The 18,434-nt window shown below is 45.9% G+C and carries 14 protein-coding genes; 5 read left to right on the top strand and 9 right to left on the bottom strand.

Translation table 11 applies throughout. From position 1 onward, the window contains the following. Positions 1–97 precede the first annotated feature (97 nt). Both U0033_RS05210 and U0033_RS05205 read right to left on the bottom strand, forming a co-directional pair. Positions 98–520 carry a hypothetical protein gene (locus U0033_RS05210; RefSeq protein WP_072363644.1) on the bottom strand — a complete coding sequence of 141 codons (423 nt, stop codon included), beginning with the start codon at positions 518–520 and terminating at the stop codon, positions 98–100. Between the two features lie 126 nt (positions 521–646). Next, a complete protein-coding gene (locus U0033_RS05205; protein WP_072363645.1) occupies positions 647–1,042 on the bottom strand; it encodes a DUF4372 domain-containing protein in 396 nt (131 codons plus the stop codon). Positions 1,043–1,183: 141 nt separating this feature from the next. Between U0033_RS05205 and U0033_RS05200 the strand changes: the two genes are divergently transcribed. Continuing rightward, the gene (locus tag U0033_RS05200; RefSeq protein ID WP_072363646.1) at positions 1,184–2,257 is read left to right on the top strand and encodes a hypothetical protein; all 1,074 of its coding nucleotides are present in this window, start codon (positions 1,184–1,186) and stop codon (positions 2,255–2,257) included. A gap of 44 nt (positions 2,258–2,301) precedes the next feature. Here U0033_RS05200 and U0033_RS33230 read toward each other — a convergent pair whose 3' ends face one another. Both U0033_RS33230 and U0033_RS05195 read right to left on the bottom strand, forming a co-directional pair. Then, positions 2,302–2,487, bottom strand: coding sequence for a transposase (locus U0033_RS33230; protein WP_083571709.1), 186 nt, complete (start codon positions 2,485–2,487; stop codon positions 2,302–2,304). A 38-nt stretch (positions 2,488–2,525) separates the two neighbouring features. Beyond that, positions 2,526–3,053, bottom strand: a complete 528-nt coding sequence (locus U0033_RS05195) for an IS5 family transposase (RefSeq protein WP_083571710.1) — start codon at positions 3,051–3,053, stop codon at positions 2,526–2,528. 173 nt (positions 3,054–3,226) lie between these two features. On the opposite strand from U0033_RS05195, the gene U0033_RS05190 reads away from it, so the two are divergent. Further along, entirely contained in the window at positions 3,227–4,048 is an 822-nt protein-coding gene (locus tag U0033_RS05190; protein ID WP_083571711.1) for a DJ-1/PfpI family protein, read from the top strand. A 254-nt stretch (positions 4,049–4,302) separates the two neighbouring features. Here the strand turns inward: U0033_RS05190 and U0033_RS05185 are convergent, their stop codons facing one another. After that, complete coding sequence (locus U0033_RS05185; RefSeq protein ID WP_072363648.1) at positions 4,303–5,136, bottom strand: AraC family transcriptional regulator; 834 nt, start codon at positions 5,134–5,136, stop codon at positions 4,303–4,305. Positions 5,137–5,226: 90 nt separating this feature from the next. Between U0033_RS05185 and U0033_RS05180 the strand changes: the two genes are divergently transcribed. Next, positions 5,227–6,141 (top strand): AEC family transporter, encoded by a 915-nt coding sequence (locus U0033_RS05180; protein ID WP_072363649.1) that lies wholly within the window; start codon positions 5,227–5,229, stop codon positions 6,139–6,141. 119 nt (positions 6,142–6,260) lie between these two features. Here the strand turns inward: U0033_RS05180 and U0033_RS05175 are convergent, their stop codons facing one another. Continuing rightward, positions 6,261–6,440, bottom strand: coding sequence for a hypothetical protein (locus U0033_RS05175; RefSeq protein ID WP_143150837.1), 180 nt, complete (start codon positions 6,438–6,440; stop codon positions 6,261–6,263). Between the two features lie 830 nt (positions 6,441–7,270). Between U0033_RS05175 and U0033_RS05170 the strand changes: the two genes are divergently transcribed. Continuing rightward, a complete protein-coding gene (locus U0033_RS05170; protein ID WP_072363651.1) occupies positions 7,271–14,413 on the top strand; it encodes a gliding motility-associated C-terminal domain-containing protein in 7,143 nt (2,380 codons plus the stop codon). Between the two features lie 361 nt (positions 14,414–14,774). Beyond that, entirely contained in the window at positions 14,775–15,383 is a 609-nt protein-coding gene (locus U0033_RS05165; protein WP_072363652.1) for a hypothetical protein, read from the top strand. A 104-nt stretch (positions 15,384–15,487) separates the two neighbouring features. Here U0033_RS05165 and pdxR read toward each other — a convergent pair whose 3' ends face one another. From pdxR to U0033_RS05150, 3 genes are read right to left on the bottom strand one after another with little or no spacing between them, the layout of a single operon-like run. After that, positions 15,488–16,918, bottom strand: a complete 1,431-nt coding sequence (pdxR, locus tag U0033_RS05160) for a MocR-like pyridoxine biosynthesis transcription factor PdxR (protein WP_072363653.1) — start codon at positions 16,916–16,918, stop codon at positions 15,488–15,490. Between the two features lie 28 nt (positions 16,919–16,946). Beyond that, on the bottom strand, positions 16,947–17,675 hold the full coding sequence (locus U0033_RS05155; protein ID WP_072363654.1) for an AAA family ATPase: 729 nt from the start codon (positions 17,673–17,675) through the stop codon (positions 16,947–16,949). Beyond that, on the bottom strand, positions 17,672–18,388 hold the full coding sequence (locus tag U0033_RS05150; RefSeq protein ID WP_072363655.1) for a YggS family pyridoxal phosphate-dependent enzyme: 717 nt from the start codon (positions 18,386–18,388) through the stop codon (positions 17,672–17,674). The genes U0033_RS05155 and U0033_RS05150 overlap by 4 nt, the downstream gene beginning before the upstream one ends. Positions 18,389–18,434: the final 46 nt, after the last annotated feature.

Raw genomic sequence — 18,434 nt, 5'->3', positions numbered from 1 at the left:
TCAGGTAACTGTTGGCGCAAAATTATGAATGATAAAGGATCAAAGCTTTCAGCTTCCTTTTGAGACACGCTCCGGTATTCAGTAGTTGCCCGGGATATCAGGCAATCCTTGGAAACCTTACAGCAGTCAGTACAATATACCCTGCAGTTTTTCCGCCGTCTTTACAGGATTTATCCTGCAGTATATCTCCCACCAATGCACTTACACCATAATGTGCTACCACGCCATTCACAATACCTTCCATCAGTTCCAGGTTGGAATAAGGATAAAATATTGGCTCGACCTTGATAATAGACCTGAATTCCTGTTCTAACTGAAATGTTATTTTCTTCTCCATATCAGGCAGTGCCTGCTCATTACATTTTACCGCATTGATGATCACCTGTGTATCCCATACGATTCGCTCCCTTACCCAGCCATAGTAGTTTCCCCCGGAAGTTATAATCTGCTCTTGCTTGAAGTTGTGCTCAGGTATCAGTTTGTTGATCTCTTCAATGATCTGGCTCTTAGAGTAATCCATTTTAATTGTATTTTATCGTAGGTCTGTTTCAAATGTGAGATTAAGACAGCCCGCACTGATATTTTATGTTCACAATCTTCTCTTTAAGTGATTCTTATCATTCATAACATGGTACATGGCTGGCAGTCACTCATTTGGTTTTATCAGGTAGATCTTTCTTTTGAGTCGTTTAAGGCTATTACGGGCAAAGCTGTGACGGCTTATCAGATGGTCCGGCAAAACATAATAATAATCCTTGAATACTTCATATCCCCGGTGTTGATTGATGTTGGACAGGCTTGATTTGCACGGTACCCCCGATATCCCAGGATGATGCATATTGCCCGTGATACTTCGTAGCCCATGGCTGATATCCCGTACTGATCCTGCCCCGGCGATCTGGCAGAACAACATACTTACCAGATGTGTCCAGCTCTTTATTCCTTTGCTGTATTTATCGCTCTGATGTTGCTTCACTAATGTATCGAATTTTTCTCTCGGAAGATGTGCCAATATCCGGCTGAATAGACTTACTTTTATCACGGAGGTTCTCTGTTTTTGTTTCGCGATTAAAACATACCGTTTTTTCGGTAAACAACCTCCTCCTTTTCCCCTATTTCCTCATTTCATTTTGGACAGGTGTGAGTTAGGACCCATAACGTTATTAATTATATCCCGTATATCATGGTGAAGAAATTTGTTTATTTTGTTTTAATTCAAGCATTCGCAATACTTTCGCTAAATGCTCAGACATTGCAGGATGTGACAAAGAACGGGTCGGATACAACAACCGGCATAACTGCTGCCTCTTTTGAAGCCATAGCCCCATCTTTTTTTGGTTCCTCAATTCCCGGTAATATCAATTTACTAAAAGGATTAACTATCAATGGTACAATGGCAAACGAAAGTCAAAATGCAATAACGTATCAAAGCGGGGGAGGCGGGGGAGCTGCAATTGTGTTTTCCAGAGGTGGCTCATACGAGACGCGTATGGACTTTTTTACTAATAATCAGCCGTCTTCCGGCAATATAATTCCAAGACTGCGAATCGGTGATTCCGGTAATATAGGAGTAGGAACCCTCCAGCCAAAGGCTGCGTTGGACATCGGTACATTTATTAACGACCAAAAGCTTGGGATTGTACTAGGAAGGTTGTCAGAAGGAAATTCTGAGGGAGAGGGTACCTTTCTTGGAGTAAGGGGTTATAACACTCAGGGTTCGGGTGATATAAAGAGTTTTGCTATTGAACATTCATTTTATGGAGAACAAAACAGTTCGATAAACTTTTATCGTGGAGACGCTAAGGCTGGAGGATTTCTTGGCTTCAACACGGGAGATAATACCGAAAAAATGCGGATCACTGCCGGCGGGAATGTCGGTATCGGAATCAGTGCTCCCGGCGAAAAGCTCTCTGTCAACGGCAAAATCCGCGCAAAAGCAATCAAAGTCGAAATCAACAATTGGCCAGACTACGTTTTCTCGCCGGAATATACAAAACCTTCACTTCCTGAACTGGAAACTTTTATAACCAGCCACGGGCATCTTCCCGATATTCCGTCTGCAACCGAGGCCAAAGAAAATGGAGTGGATCTTGGAGATGTACAAGCAAAGCTTTTAAAGAAAATCGAAGAGCTGACCCTGTACCTGATAGAAAAGGATAAAGAGCTTAAACTTCAAAAAGAACAGAACGACTATCAGAAAGGGCAGATGGAGCTGCTTTTAAAGCGTGTTGAAAAGCTTGAAGAAGAAATGGATTAACAATAATAACTGAAGCTAAGAACATGTTTAAAATTCCGAACGACTCATTTTAGAAGGATATTAATGAAAGCTACCTGGATGAATGCAACAGATGATTCAGGTAGCCTTTCATGATCCTTATCTAACCTTCTGAAAAAATTCAGCCACGCGAATGATCGTTCAACCTGCCACCTACCTATGGAACAAAACCTTTTACTGTCGGCGGTTTCTGAGTTATTTCTATATGCCATTTATAGTACTTTTCAACAGTATCACTAAATTCACCCCTTTAGGCCATGTCAGTACGAATAAGCTTCATTCCTGAACTATTTTTTTCTATTCTCCACAATATGTCAAATCCACCTACTAAGTCATGAATATCTGCTGCACTGACGCTGATTGCTATTGGTAAGCCCTGGCTATCCACCGCCAGGTGCCTTTTTCGTCCATTAATATGCTTTCCGCCATCAATGCCTGTTTCAATATTTATAGATGGACTTCTTTTTATACGCTGGCTATCAATCGCTGCTGCAGAAGGTGCATAATTTCGGCCCTGCCTCATTCGTTCCTTTCTTACAACCTTACTCATAACCTTTTCAAAGAATCCATTTTCCTTCCACTTGTTAAAATAATAGTAAACGATCTGCCAGTAAGGGAATTCGCTGCTTAAATTGCGCCATTGACAACCCGTTCCGCAAACCCATAGAATAGCATTAAATATCTTTCGAAGACAATATTTACGCTTTCTTTTGTCTGTTAATAGTTTTTCTATACTTTGCCATTGCGAATCGGTCAATAATTTGTACTTCGGTCTCATAGTTTGTTTCCGGTAAATCCAAACTAATTGTTCGATTCGTTTTTAACTAATTTCCCGCCGATTTATTTTTAAACATGTTCTTAGTATAGAAACCGACTCCCGATGCAAATACGATACACACTGAACCGATCGGTTCAAAGCTAAGCCCATCTAACGTTTACGATTAAATTTAAATGATGCGAATCCTCTTATTAATTTGTCTCCTGTTTACAGGAGTAAACGTGCTATCTGCACAAACACCGGTCGTGAAAGTGGCGGTATTGCTGTACCCGGGTATGGCCTTGCAGGATTTTGCCGGCCCGGCAGATGTATTTACCAAAGCCAGGGAAATTACACGGGGAGAATACCAGGTGTATACAGCGTCCTGCAAACCCGGAACGGTGTATACAGAAGGGCATATCGGTATCCAGCCCGACTACAGTATCCGGCAGCTGCCAAAACCGGATATTTTGATCCTGCCGGGAGCCTCCTTTGCTGTCATTGATTCTCTCCGGCACGACAGTACCCTGCTTTCCATGATCAGGCAGTACCAGGATAGCGTGTCTGTTCTTTTGTCAGTAGGCACAGGCACCTGGTTACTGGCGGCAGCAGGCTTGCTGGATCATCAGCAGGCAACGACCCACTATTTTGTGGCAGATGATTTTGCCAGCACTTTCCCAGCCATTACACTGGTCAAAGACGTGCGGTATGTAGATAATGGAAACATTCTCACAAGCGCCGGCGTGACGGCAGGGATCGATGGTGCCCTGCACCTGGTGGCACGGTATAGTGGCGACCGGATAGCCGGGATGGTTGCCCGGGCCATGCAGTATACCCCCAAAAGGGAAGAACCCTGGCCAATGGCACCCACAGGCATGGATTATAAAAAAGATGCAGACGTAATCTGCGGAATGATAGCAATTGATAAAAATATCTTCGTGGAATACCAGGGCAAACGTTACTATTTTTGCTCTGAGGTCTGTAAAAAAGCGTTCCTGCATAATACTGCTCAGTAACCGCTCCGAACTCGCTCAGTTACTTACATTATTCCGGCACTCTAAGTACACTAGTATATCACTTCATTATCCCAGGGATATTGAGTTGATATACTAGTGTACTTAGAGTGAACCGTTAATGATGGTATCCAATAAAAGCTAAAGCGGAGCCAGTGGCCGCTTAGACACCTAAAAGCGGGAAGGGGTGGGGTATTTGATGAATTGATCAGTGATCCGGGTAGTTTGGACGGTATCTGCCCAAAGCAGGGGGATTATTATTGGTGGTCCCTTTTATAATTTCTGAAGGTGGTTGCTGTCCTTTTTTTGAAATAATTGGAGAGATGGCTTTCGTCAGTAAACCCGAATTCGTCAGCAATTTGCCGTTGTGTCAGGCCGGCTGCGACTCTGCCTTCTATGAGCTTGATCCGGTAGTTGTCGATGTACTCGCGGAAGGGAATACCGTAGTTGTTTTTGAAGTATTTACCGAAATAGTGCGGGGAGATGTTGAAGGTCTGTGACAGGTGTTTTACCTGGATCATTTCCGGGTTGTAGATGTACTGGTGAATGAAGGAGATGAGCGCCTGCTTATCGTTGTTCCAGTTGTATTGGGTATTCATATTGCCCCATTGCTGCTGGAAGAGGGCAAAGAGGGAGAGGACCTGGTAAAAGATGTAGGGGGAGGAGAGGACCTCCTTCCGGTTCCTGGATTCGATGAGGGTTTTGATGGTGCGTAACAGGTTTTGTTGTGACAGCTCATCCATGGTCAGGCGCATCTCTTTGAATGCCTTATTCCGCATCATCATTTCGGGCTGGAATTTAAGCAGGGAATTGGGCATTAATGGTTTGCGTTCACTAAAGTAGCTATCCGTGAATTTAATGACCCCAAAATGCGTTTTTCGCTTTATTTCCAGGTAGTGAGTATCCTCCGGTGAGATCAGGAACCAGTCATTGGCCCGGTAATCGACGACACTGTTGTTCAGGTAATGCCTGCCGCTACCGGTAAAGATATAGACGATCTCATAATAAGTCTGGGAATGAGAGGGTTGATGAAATTGCTCTTTCACAAAGACCTCAATCACCAGCGCATCAAACTGCCGAAGTTTCTTCATGGCTTAAAATTACAAATTTATGCTGCTTTTTTGCAAGTTAATCCCGGCAGGGGTTTTCCAATTTTGCAGTATACTTTTCGACTAAGCAGAATGGACAATTTCATATTAATCGCTGTCTGCATCCTGGCAGGCATGGCGATGCAAAAGGCAAAAATATTACCTGCAGATGCGCATAAAGGCATCAATATCTGGTTACTGTATCTCGCACTTCCGGCTGTTTCACTGAAATATATACCGACTATTAAGTGGTCGCTGACCATGTTGTTTCCCATGGCTTCGACGGTGATTGTGTGGGCAGGAAGTACCTTGTTAACAGCATTGTATGTACGGCGCAGGCGTTATGGACAGCGTTCCAGGAGTACCCTTGAACTGGCGAGTGGGTATAGTAATACATCGTTTATCGGGTTTCCGCTCATCATTGCTTATTTCGGGGAACAGTACCTGAGTATTGCAATCATCTGTGACCAGGTGATGTTTATAGTCCTGTCAACGGTTGGTATTTTTTCAGCCATCAAGGGGGATCGTAAATCAGGTGCGAAGGTAGAGGTAAAGATGATCCTGAAAAAGCTGTTTACGTTCCCGCCATTCATAGGATGCCTGTCAGCCCTGATATTACCTCATTTTATCAACCTTTCTCCCATGGAGCCGCTCTTTACCAAACTGGCAGGAACGGTAGCGCCGCTGGCCTTGTTTTCCATCGGTATGCAATTGAAGTTCAACGGTTGGGAAAAACAACGGGGCCAGTTATCCATGGTGTTGTTGTACAAGCTCATACTGGCTCCTTTATTGGTATTAGGGGCGGCTATCATTACAGGTGTATGGGGCGATGTGGCAAAGATTAGCATCTTTGAAGCAGCGATGCCTACCTTCATTACAGCCAGTGTAGTAGCGGAACAGTTTAACCTGAATTTTCGGTTGGTGAACCTGGTTATTGGGATTGGGATCTTACTCAGCCTGTTGTCAACCTTTTTGTGGGCGAACCTCCTGCAGCATGTATATGGTTGACGGCTAATTCAGTATTGATTTGCAGAAAGAGTGTTTAGCATACAAGTTGGTTTTATTTGAGAGAGTTTCGTAAGCCTGGCAGTATTGCCAGGCTTTATGGGTTGCCGGGAGTTTTTAGATTATTCGGGACATTCCATACGTTCGAAACCATGTTCTTCACAATATTGTTTACCAAAAGCGTTGACCTTTTCAATGAAGCCTATTGGATCATTGTGAAACTCAATAGAGCAAGCTCTCTTAACGGCTCCGATTTCAGCCATCACCGATCTGGGTTTAGCTTTTTTGTGTTTATTTTTCATATACGATGGTTTAACAATTTGATCAGGGCTTTTGATCGTGATGGATCTAAACCCACAGTTAGTATTAATCTCATTAAATAAGGTAATATAGATGCCCCCAAATACCGACCTGTCGGCATATATTACCTCCATGCAAAAATATTTAATTTCTGTTAAGAATTAAATGTCAAAATCTTCATGAAAGGCTTGTGTGATAAGGGTTTTGTAGCTTTGCGGTTAACAGGATTAAACTAAAAATCGTTTATCCTTTTCTGATACTTACAATATTAATCTACGAAAAAACACCTGGAAAAAATCTTTCCACTATCAAATTGTATTTGCTGTCTTTGCCCAAAAAACTGTTTCGCAGCCCCTGCCGCTCAGCCACTAATTTCACCTCCGCTTCATCCAACCAGCATCCCCTATCCGGCACCAATAGATGCCCTGCCCACAAAGGATTTATTATTATTCAACTGATAATGAACAGCTTTGCATCGCCCAGGAATAACATTCCCCCCTCAAACCCAGCATTAACAAGCAACCCAATCAAATTATGCGTATTAAAGTAGCACTAGAAAATTCCCAAAGCCTAATTACGTATAGATGAATCAGTTACTGACTTTTACTCTTTGGATGGGTAAAATATAACATATAAAAATTATTAAATACAACCTTTTACTGTTAAATTTGGACGGATTATCCAGCATTCCCTGCCTATGATTAAAAAATATATCATTCCTGTTTTAGGAAGGAACAAGGACATTTTCATCTTCCCGGATCTTACTATCCAGGACCTATCCCAGAATAACTAATGCGGCTGGCATTGTTGTGTTTTACTTAATTAATTGAAGATGAAACGGTTTCTGTTTTTATTTGCTTGTCTGTGTGTGTTCACTGAGATTGTCAGCGCACAAACTATTTACATGAATGTTCCTGATACCGTCTGTATGTCCACGAACAATGGTACATCCGACCAGGTGAAATTCACGAGTATAAATGCCTATCTCGCTACCGGACAAACCGGGCCAACTGTCTGGACCATCCAAACACCGGGTGGTACCAATGTAGATTATTCCATCCTGTACTCCTCCAGTACTTCGACGGATAAGACAGCCAGGCTCAGCTCAAACGCACTCACCCTCCAGTTCCTCAACCCAGGTACCTATACCCTTACCGCGGCTATGACATACAGCAATGGCACCGTGTACCGGAAAACAGTTACCCTGGTGGCTCTCGATTGTACGATGCCAACCTGTAACGGGGGGAATGCCGTGATGCCAGGTTTCTCTGAAGACTTTGGTACACTGGCCAGCAATGCCGGTAAAAAGGAATATTCTCCTTCTTCTGCTGTTGCCTACACCTACGATGGCTCCGGCACAGTAGGCATGGCTGCGAACAACTACGCTATTTCCTATACTACCCATTGGGCCAACGACTGGATCACGTCCAACGATCATACGGGCAGTAACAGGGGTGGTATGCTGATTGCCAACGCAGATGGAGATCCCCGCATCTTCTATTCCAAATCTATCAGCAGTCTTTGTAAGAACTCTGTATATAATTTCAGCGCATGGCTCATCAACTTAGATAGCGCTACCGCATTTAACCAGAACTGCCCTGATTATAAATACCCGGGTGTGACCTTCCAGATCCTGAACGCAGCAGATACCAGCCAGGTCTTAGGTCAATATAAAACCTATGCTATTTCTTCTAACCTGGCAGGCAGGCAATGGCAGCGATATGGCGGTACTTTTACAGTTCCTTCTACCGTATCTGATGTTGTGGTGCGTATTAAAAATAATGCGCCTGGTGGTTGTGGTAATAACATTGGCATTGATGATATCGAATTTACCTTTTGTAGCCCTGTTATCTCCGCTGCAATTGAAGGAAACGCGCAAACCCTGAAAGAAGTACTTTGCCAGGGTGCCCCCACAATCCTGACCTCCTCCTTTACCCCGGCATCTTATTATGCACATGCGGAATACCAGTGGGAAATGTCTGACGATGGTGGTGTTACCTGGTTCAATGTTCCATATGGTACTGCCAATAAGGATACCCTTGTCATTGCGCAGGGTGAGCTGGTAGGTACCAAAACGGCCGCGGCAGATTACTATTTCCGTGTTCGCTTATATGAAAGTGGCTCCTCTGCCGAAACCTGTGCGGCTCCTTCCGCCCCAGTAAAACTGACCATCCTGCCTATGCCACAACTCTCGCTCACCAAGAGCCAGGTATGCGCAGGTACTACGGTGGACCTGCAGGCATCCGGTGGTTTTGACAAGTTTGAATGGAGCGATACATTAAATTATTATGAACCTAACCGTAGTATCAAACTAATACGCGATACAACTATCAAGGTGTATGGGCTTGTATTTTATGGTGATGATAAATTCTGTAAAGACTCAAACAGTACTTCCATTAAAGTAGATGATGAGCCGCTTGTTCAGATCGGGTCTTCCCAGACTTCATTATGCGTGGGCAACAGGATCAGTATGTTTGTGAATGATGTATTGAGTACTACCGCAGATTCTATCCTGTGGTACAGAGGCGTGCCGGGTTCCGGGCAGTTAATGCCTGAATTCACAGGTATGACCATTGTGAACTATAACCCGGAAACACTGACTGATAACCAGTTCTATGTAAGGGTGAAGCAAACGACCTGTGAGGTGACTTCAGATGTATTTACGTTTACACTCACTGATGTTCCGGTGCCTGATCCGGGTACCAGCCAGTATTCCTGCGCCACCGATAACCCGGGCGGTACATTCAAATTGAACCGCACGCTGGCTACCGGTACGAAGGGTTCCTGGCAGACAATTGGTCTCGAAGGTCCGGGTATTTCAGGTGCGACAGGTAACATTAATTTTGATGATTACGTCATTTATAATCACAATAATCCAAAAGCAGTGGTGACAATGAACACTGCTGGTACAACGGCTTACCTGCAGTGGAAAGTGCAATCTTCTGTCAATGGATCATGTGTTGTTTATGCTTATGATACCCTTACTTATATGGGTGAAGCAACCCGTGCTTATGTAGACAGTGCAATGACTCAGTGTGGTACTTCCAATGTATTCACCATGAGAGCGAATGAGCCGAATACTGAGCTCACCGGTGAATTCGTTGAAACCGGTAAATGGAAATTGTTATCCGGTACCGCAACGATTGCTGATACCACTGCTTACAATACACAGGTAACCATACCACAGGGCAATTACCAGGATGTGCAGCTGCAATGGTGCATTTCCAACAAAGCGGCATGTGGTACATCATACGATACGGTCACCATACATTATAAAGACATTCCGAAAGCAACCCTCACACCTGTTACGGTATGTGCGGCTGCCGGTACCTTTGACCTGAATCCTGCTGCCATCAGCGGCGATCCTGCCTATTATGCGATCACCAGTACGATGACTGGGTTTACGGCGGTACCAACTACTCCTATTACTACCTGGCCGGTGGCTGTCAGCTTCCCGACTACCACTGCTGCCGGTACTTATAATTTCGAACTCACCCTCAGCAATGATAGCCTGGGTTGTACAAATACCATTCCTTTCACACTGAATGTGCAGTCCGGTTCTGTAGATCCTACAGGCGTAACCGTTGGTTCCCCGCTCATCTGTCAGACTGGTACAACTACCCTGACCGTAGAAGGGGGGAGTCTGGCAAAAAATGCAGATGGCACTGACGCAGCCAGCTGGGTATGGTATGCCGGCGGATGTGGTACAGGTACTGCTATCGGTACCGGTGCTACGATCACCGTGCCGGTTACTGCTACCACCACTTATTATGTAAGAGCAGAAGGTGCGGCTGCCTGCGCAGGTTCCAACTGTGCCAGCGGCATCGTAACAGTATCTGATAAACCAACTGATGCTGATGCAGGTGCTGATGCCAATCATTGTAGTGATTCTGTGTTTGTGATGGCGGCGAATGTTCCTTCCCTCGCTACCGCTAAGGGTGTATGGAGCATCAGCAGCGGTACTGCAAGAATTACGGATACCACCAGCGCCACTACTACCGTATATATCAAACCAGGTGTGACAGCTGTGCTGACATGGACCATCACCAATGGTGCATGTACCAGTGCTGATAATGTTACGCTGGCTAACTTCGCCCTGTCTGGTACCGCCAATGCAGGCGTAGATACCATGAGCCAGTGTAATAATCCTAAGTTCGTAATGGCTGCAACAGGTACCGGTACCTGGAGTTTCCTGCCTGGTTCTAAAGCTACGATCGATATTGCTAACAGCGCGACTGCTACTATCACACTGCCTGCAGGTGATACGGCAACCGCGATCTGGAATGCAACGAATGGCCTGTGTACAAGTACTGACAGCATCTTCCTGCGTAACCTGGCAATGCCTGAAAACGCCGTTGCAGGCGCTGCCCAGACTCATTGTAACGATTCGCTCTTCCACATGGCTGCTGCGACTTCCACCTACATGGGTACCTGGACGGTGATCAGCGGCGCGGCTGTCATTGCAGATAAGCATAGTGCAACAAGTGATGTTATCGTAAAAGTAAATACAACCGCTACCTTACAGTGGGTCCTGAGCAATGGATCCTGTACAGGTAATCCTGCAACTGTTACACTGAACAATATCGGTGGAGTACTGGGCAACACCATCTCCGCCGATCAGGTGCTTTGTGCTACCGAAACACCTGCCAGTCTTAAGGGCACTGGCACCGTAAGCGGTGGCGATGGCACCTATGCCTACCAGTGGCAGATGAGTACCACCAATGCAATTACCGGTTTCTACAATGTTACAACCGGCGCCGGTGGTACCACAGCAACCTACACACCTGCTGCCATTACGGCTGATACCGTATGGCTCAGAAGAGTTGTGACCTCTGGTTGCAGCGGCAGCTCTCTCAGTAATGTCGTGAAACTGCAACGGATCAGTGCACCTCCGGTGGTGATTGCAGTGCCGCCTTCTAAAAATGCAGCCTGTTCACCCGGAACTGACTTCACCACGCTCTTTGGCTCACCGGTGTTCAGTCATGCACCGTATACCAATGAGGCACTGACGGTGACCTATGCAGACAATATCAGTACCCCTGATGGATGTACGACGATCCTGATGCGTACCTGGACGGCCAGAGACCGTTGTGGTCTTACCGCCAGCGCACAGCAAACGATCACCGTGAAGGATACAACAGGACCCGTGTTTACCACGGCAGCACCGGCCAATATTACGGTGGGCTGCGATAACATTCCTCCAGCTGTAAGTCTCGCGGCCAATGACCTTTGCTCCGGCAGTATGGTGGTACCGCCTTTAGTACAAAGGGTAGACATGCCTGGTACCTGTAGAAATAATTATTACCTGATCCGTAAATGGGTAGCAGTAGATAATTGTGGTAATGCGAGCGATACCCTGAAACAGATCGTTACGGTAAAAGATACGACCGGTCCGGTGTTCAACGTAACACAGCCGGCAAATATCACCGTGGATTGTGATAAGTTGCCACCGGCTGTAAACCTGACCGCCACAGATAATTGTACCGCCGGTATTATTACAGCAATACCTGTTGATACAAGGCAGAATGTATCTGGTAGTTCCTGTGTGAATACTTACCAGATTACACGTACCTGGACTGCTTCCGATAGTTGTGGTAATACATCTGTGCTCAAACAGATCATTACTGTGGTGGATACAACAAAACCTGTCTTCTCGGTTACGCTGAGAGATACGACCGTGAACTGTGACCAGGTTCCTTCATTAGATGAGGTGACGGCTACAGACAATTGTACAGCGAATGTAAAAGTGACACTTTCTGAAACGAAAGCATTCCTCAACACTTCCTGTACTAATAGTTACCGCCTGACACGCACATTCACAGCAACAGATGGCTGTGGTAACAAGGCGACCATGAAACAGGTGATCACCGTGCAGGATACGACCAGGCCGGTATTCACCGTAAACCCTCCGGGTGATATAACAGTTGATTGCGATGCCATACCGGCTACACCTACCACTGTTAACGCAACGGATAACTGTGGTACGGTGAAGGTCAGCTTCTCACAATCCCGTGTAGCTGCTGCCGGTGCTTGTGCAGGTAATTACCAGCTGATCAGGACCTGGATTGCGAAAGACCAATGTGGTAATACAAATACATGGAAACAAACCATCACAGTACAGGATACAACCAAACCTGTGATAGGTACGGCTCCGGCAGATGTAACCGTGGCCTGCGGTGGTACCATCCCTGCAGAAGCTGCGCTGTATGCGACGGACAACTGTGATGCGGCCTTCCCTAAGCGGGCTACCATGACAACAGACCCTTATACAGTAGATATATGTAACGGGTACACGATTACCCGGAGATGGAATATAAAAGATGCATGTGGTAATGCGGCGACGGAAAAAGTACAGGTGATTAAAGTAATCGCATGTCCGAAACCACAACTGGACACAGCATTGCCGGTAAACTGTTCTGATAATCCGAAGTTTGCATTGCAGCTGAAGAATAAGGTGAGCAAGCCGAAATTCACTTTGCAAAGCGTATATCCGGCCAGTGCAGTGACTGCGCCGCTTACACAAAGCAGCAATGTATTTAACCTGAATGGTGCAGTGCAGGCTACATTCGTGGTAACTGACGGAGTAACAGGTTGTGTATCTGATCCGGTTACTTACAACTTACGCTATGTAAATAAGCCAGTCCTGAACCTGGGTAAAGACACTGGTATCTGTAAAGGAAATTCACTGACACTGGATATCGGGGTGGACAATGCCAGCGCAGGCTATGATGTGAAATGGAGTACAGGTGCAAGCACCCAGCAAATCACAGTAAGTGCAGCGGGAACCTATTCAGCTACGGTAACGAATAATGGTTGTTCAGCAACTGATGAAATCAAGGTTACGGTGCATGAACCACCTGTGGTAGCGATTGAAGATGCCACGATCTGTGAAGGCAATACGGTAAAACTGAATGCTTATGTACAGGGCGCATCTTACCTGTGGAGTACCGGAGATACCGGACCTTCTATAATTGTAAGCACCACTGGTACGTATAATGTAGAGGTATCCCTGAATGGTTGTACCGTGGGCGACAATGCAACGGTAACGGTAGCGGCGGCGCCAAATGTAACCCTCACACCGGATGTAGCGATTTGTACCGGTGAGCGTACCACACTGGAGGTAGAGCCGGATGGAGGTACAGTAGTATGGTCTGATGGCTCCACAGTAAATACGATCAGTGTAAGTAAGCCAGGGGATTACTGGGTAACGGTCACTAAGAATAGTTGTGTGGTGAAAGATACCGTGTCAGTAACAAGTAAAGGAAATATAGGTCTTAACCTGGGAATAGACAAGGAGATTTGTGCTGGTGGTTCAGTGATGCTGAATGCAACGAACGAAGGTGCGATTTCTTATCTCTGGAATGATGGCAGCACAGACCCGGTCAGGGAAGTAAAAACACCAGGTACCTATATTGTGAAGGCGATGGATAAGTATTGTAGTCAGACGACCTCAGATACTATTAATGTAACGGTGGCAGGTCTCCAGGCATTCTCATTGGGTAAGGATACCACCATCTGTGAGGGTGAGGTGCTGACCCTGAATGTGAGTGCGGGTACAGGGAATAGTGTGAAGTGGCAGGATGGTGCGAGCACTTCCTGGTATGTGGTGACGAAGGCGGGTTATTACACGGCGACCATTTATAATGATTGTGGTGGAATGACGGCGGGTCTTACGGTGAACTATAAGACCTGTAACCAGACAACGGGCGTGGTGAATGCGTTTACGCCGAATGGAGATGGGAATAATGATTATTTCAGGCCGGGGGTATTAGGTGCAATGATTGATTATGAACTGAGTGTTTATAACCGCTGGGGTGTAACGGTGTATAGTAGTAAGGAGGTGGGTTCAGGATGGGATGGCCGGTTTAAGGGGGCATTGGTGGATGAAGGTACTTACCTGTATATAGTGAATTACAGGAAGGCGGTTGGTGGACCGAAGCTGACGCTGAAGGGGAATGTGACGGTGATTAAGTAGTATGGGGAGGTTTTTTAGAGTGAAAAATCTCTTTGAGATAATAAGGGGCTTGTCTTTTTGGACAGGCCCCTTTTTGTTGGTGATAGGTTTTGCTTACTGTTGGTGAATGGTGGTATTCTGGAATGTTTTGTATATAGGGTTTTGCTTACTGTTGGTGAATAGTGGTATCTATTATAGTTTCGTATACGGGGCTTCCCTTACTGTTCGTGAATGATGTTATTCATGAATGTTTTGTATATAGGGTTTTCCTTTTTGTTGGTGAATGGTGGTATTCTTGAATACTTTGTTTTGAAATCTTTTTGATAGAACTCCATCTTTCATACCTGTTTTGTTTCGGAATAATAATTGATATGCATAGTGTATGAAACCGAATATCATTGTAGCCTTAATCCTGCTGGCCGCCTGCCACTCAAACCAGCGGGGTACTGTTGCAGCACAGGACTCAACAACACCGGCCACTTCAGTGCCTTCGCCATCCACTGCACCCGTGACTGCTGATGATGCATACCTGGTGGTACCGGGCAAGGCAATAGGGAATACCCGTATTGGTGAAAATATGGATGATGTGATCAAATTGCTGGGTAAGCCGGATGATGGAGATGCGGCCATGCAGAAATCAGTTGCTATTTACTATAAGGGGAATTATGCAACTTCGATTTTATCTGCCCGTGATACGGAAGGAGACCACCCGGCGGCGAAGGTTAAACAGATCAGGGTGACATCGCCTGCGTTTAAGACGGAGGATAGTTTGCATGTAGGTTCGACATTGGAAGACCTGAATGCGAAGTACCAATTGACGAAGACAACGACTTATAAAGCGGAAGGGGGTGAGTGTACGGTATGGGATGCGGGGCATGGAATAGCGTTTGAGACGGATCCTAAGAAAAAGGTGGTAGCGGTGGTTGTGTATTCTCCGGAGGAGCCTTATAAGGGAGCATATTTGAATATACGGCCGGGGCGAAAGGGTTGATGGGATAGGGTGGGTAATAGGGATTGAAGGTGTTTAATATTGTTAAAAAGAAGATATAATGCCATCGCTTGAAAGCATGTCTTATCTCCTTTATGCTGTCTTTTTTATTCTTTACCCGGCAGGTACGCCGCCAAAGCACTGATACCTTCTTCCAGCTGTATTTCCGACAAGGCTCCATAGCCAAACCTGAACCCGTTCAAATGGGGATTGTCACTATAATTATCAGGGGTATTTATTTTGATCCCTTTCGCCAGGAGTTCTGCTGCCACTGTTTGCCAGTTAATATTAGCAACAGGTTCGATCCAGAATGCCAGTCCGCCCTCTGGCACTTCATAATTCGCTTTCCCTTTCAGGTATTTCTTCAGCAGTTGCAGCGTCTTATCTCTCTTATTCTTATAAAAGAGTGTTGCCTTGCGGATATGTTTTTTAATCGTACCATCACTGATAAGTTCCAGCACTGCCTGTTCCATCATAGCATCCCCCTGCACATCAATGATCTTGCGCAGGCCCGCTACTCTTTGCATAAATGCAGGATCATTGGAAACAAGGTATCCGATGCGCAGCGCAGGTGCAACGACCTTACTCATCGTGCCGATATATGCATAGTTCCGCAACTCAGGAAAACTCGCGAGGGGTAATACCGGCCGGTAGCCAAAATGAAATTCGTTGTCATAGTCATCTTCTACAATGGTAAACCCATATTCATTGGAAAGCCTGATGAGGGCTTGTCTGCGTTGCAGACTTAAGGTTACGGTAGTTGGATACTGGTGATGCGGTGTGATATACATCGCCTTTATGTGCGGGTGTGATTGCAGGCAGGTAATGACATCTTCGATCACGATACCTTCTTCATCCACTGCAATTGGAATCAGCTGTGCACCGGCATTTTCCAGCGCTTTCCAGGCTGGCCGGTAGCCCGGGTTTTCTACAATCACTTTGTCACCAGCCTGCAGCAGGCAATGTGCGGCGAGGTAAGTGGCCATCTGGCTGCCTCTCGTAATGCAGATATTGTTCGCCGTGATCTGCATACCGCGCTGGTGGTTCAGCATCTGGGCCACTACTTTTCTAAATGATTCATCACCCAGTTCGCTGTTATAACCCATCAGTTGCCACCGCGCTTTCTGATTAAAGATCTTCCTATAGGCGCGTGCCAGTTCTGTCATGGGAGCAATCTTGCTATCCGGAAAGCCATCATCAAAATAGAGGTGAATAAGACCCTTGGTTTCGGGCTGACTGATAGCTTGCTTTCCGCTATGGCTATGTGGTGTGGTCGTCGGCAATACATCTGCTACGAACGCTCCTTTGCGGGGCATTGCTTCGATCCAGCCTTCGTTGATCAGCACATTCAGTGCATCTACTACGGTGTTCCTGTTTACGCCCAGATCCGCTGCCAGCTGCCGGCTACCGGGCAGCGCATCGCCTGCTTTTAACCTGCCGGTCTGAATATCCTGGATGATCACATCAGCGATTTGGAGATAAATCGCTTTTTCGGATTGCGCATCTAATTGTATTTCTATTTTCCAGGGGCGAAGCATGGTGTTGCGATGGCGTTTTAAATTTATATTATTGAATTGGGGTGTGTTGGTTCTTCGCCTCCAATTCCGCGATGATTCGTTTCTTCATAGTCGTATGAATGTAATCCTTCACTTCTGCATAAGAGATCCCATATTTCCTGTCCAGGTCCTGCAGATGTTCCGGAAATGGCATTAGCATCTTCTCATAATATCCATCCAGCTCTTCATCCGCAGGCAATTCATACTTGATCTTTAACTGGAACCTGCGCAGGATGGCCGGATCAATCATCTCATAATGGTTCGTCGCACAGATCAGCAGGCATTCTGCCGGCAGGTAATCTATTTCCTGTATGAGAGAGTTGACGAGCCTGCGCATTTCTCCCACATCATTGTCTTCATTATTATCTCTCGTCTTCCCCATCAGGTCAAACTCATCGAGGAAGAGTACAGACTGTTGCCTGGCCGACAGTGCGAAAAGCGATTGCAGGTTTTTAGACGTTTCACCAATCCGGGAAGATACGAGATTACTCAGGTTCACGATCGTGATCTTCTTTTTCAGGGCAGTAGCAATAGCCTTGGCTGTCGTTGTTTTACCACAGCCAGATTGTCCGTGTAAAAGGATCTTATTGTCGATTTGCAAGCCATATTTCTTCAGCTCATCAAGGTATTTATATTCTTTGATCACCTGGCTGAGCGCAGCTTTGTTTTCAGCTGTAAAGAAGATCTCTTCAAAATCAACATTGACCGTCTCCTGTATAGTAAGGTCGTATACACTCATGATATTATTTCGTTTTCATTCCAGATTTCCTTGCCCAAAAAGCGATTTCCAAAGATGGAAGTACCTACGCGCACCATGTTGGACCCTTCGGCAATTGCGAGTTCCAGGTCTTGCGACATGCCCATGGATAATTTCAAATGCTCCATTCCCAAACGTGTTTTGATCTCTCTTAGCAAGCTCAGAGAAGGCCGCATTTTCTCCACTTCCACATCCAGCAAACCGATGGTCATCAGTCCTTTTATATGTAAGGTATCAAAGGCCTGTACCTGTTTGACCAGGTATTCGACGGCATCGGGCGCTACCCCGAATTTGCTTTCTTCATAAGAGGTGTTGACCTGTATAAAGACATCGAGGCGCCGGCCCTCGCTTTGCAGGCGCTTGTCCAGCTCCTGCGCAAGCGGCAGGCGGTCCAGCGACTGGATGCAACTTACATATTTTAGGACATCTTTGACCTTATTGGTTTGCAAATGTCCGATAAAATGGCGTTCGACGCGCAGGTCTTTTAAGGCTTCGTGTTTATCACGGAACTCCTGGACTTTGTTTTCACCGATCAGGGTTTCGCCGGCTTCGATGGCCATCCGTATTTTCTCCGGAGGCACTGTTTTCGTAGCAAGCAGGAGCTGAACATCCTGCACATCACGGCCCGCCAACGCACAGGCAGCTTTGATCCGTTGGTGAACGGCCTGGAGATTGGAAATAATTGTTTCTTTCATAAGCTAAGATTTCGATCGTTTAGCGAACACTTACATTTTAAAGACC

The sequence above is a fragment of the Chitinophaga sancti genome, from assembly GCF_034424315.1.
Taxonomy (GTDB): domain Bacteria; phylum Bacteroidota; class Bacteroidia; order Chitinophagales; family Chitinophagaceae; genus Chitinophaga; species Chitinophaga sancti.
The sequence above is the reverse complement of the archived record's forward strand: the minus strand, read 5'-3'. Positions and strand labels throughout refer to the sequence as shown.

Bases quoted from the DNA above. Each gene is read 5' to 3' on its own strand.
- pdxR (WP_072363653.1), bottom strand. From the start codon at position 16,918: ATGCTTCGCCCCTGGAAAATAGAAATACAATTAGATGCGCAATCCGAA.
- U0033_RS05155 (WP_072363654.1), bottom strand. From the start codon at position 17,675: ATGAGTGTATACGACCTTACTATACAGGAGACGGTCAATGTTGATTTT.
- U0033_RS05175 (WP_143150837.1), bottom strand. From the start codon at position 6,440: ATGAAAAATAAACACAAAAAAGCTAAACCCAGATCGGTGATGGCTGAA.
- U0033_RS05170 (WP_072363651.1), top strand. From the start codon at position 7,271: ATGAAACGGTTTCTGTTTTTATTTGCTTGTCTGTGTGTGTTCACTGAG.
- U0033_RS05195 (WP_083571710.1), bottom strand. From the start codon at position 3,053: ATGAGACCGAAGTACAAATTATTGACCGATTCGCAATGGCAAAGTATA.
- U0033_RS05165 (WP_072363652.1), top strand. From the start codon at position 14,775: ATGAAACCGAATATCATTGTAGCCTTAATCCTGCTGGCCGCCTGCCAC.
- U0033_RS05150 (WP_072363655.1), bottom strand. From the start codon at position 18,388: ATGAAAGAAACAATTATTTCCAATCTCCAGGCCGTTCACCAACGGATC.
- U0033_RS05200 (WP_072363646.1), top strand. From the start codon at position 1,184: ATGGTGAAGAAATTTGTTTATTTTGTTTTAATTCAAGCATTCGCAATA.
- U0033_RS05190 (WP_083571711.1), top strand. From the start codon at position 3,227: ATGATGCGAATCCTCTTATTAATTTGTCTCCTGTTTACAGGAGTAAAC.
- U0033_RS05180 (WP_072363649.1), top strand. From the start codon at position 5,227: ATGGACAATTTCATATTAATCGCTGTCTGCATCCTGGCAGGCATGGCG.
- U0033_RS05185 (WP_072363648.1), bottom strand. From the start codon at position 5,136: ATGAAGAAACTTCGGCAGTTTGATGCGCTGGTGATTGAGGTCTTTGTG.
- U0033_RS05210 (WP_072363644.1), bottom strand. From the start codon at position 520: ATGGATTACTCTAAGAGCCAGATCATTGAAGAGATCAACAAACTGATA.
- U0033_RS33230 (WP_083571709.1), bottom strand. From the start codon at position 2,487: ATGGCATATAGAAATAACTCAGAAACCGCCGACAGTAAAAGGTTTTGT.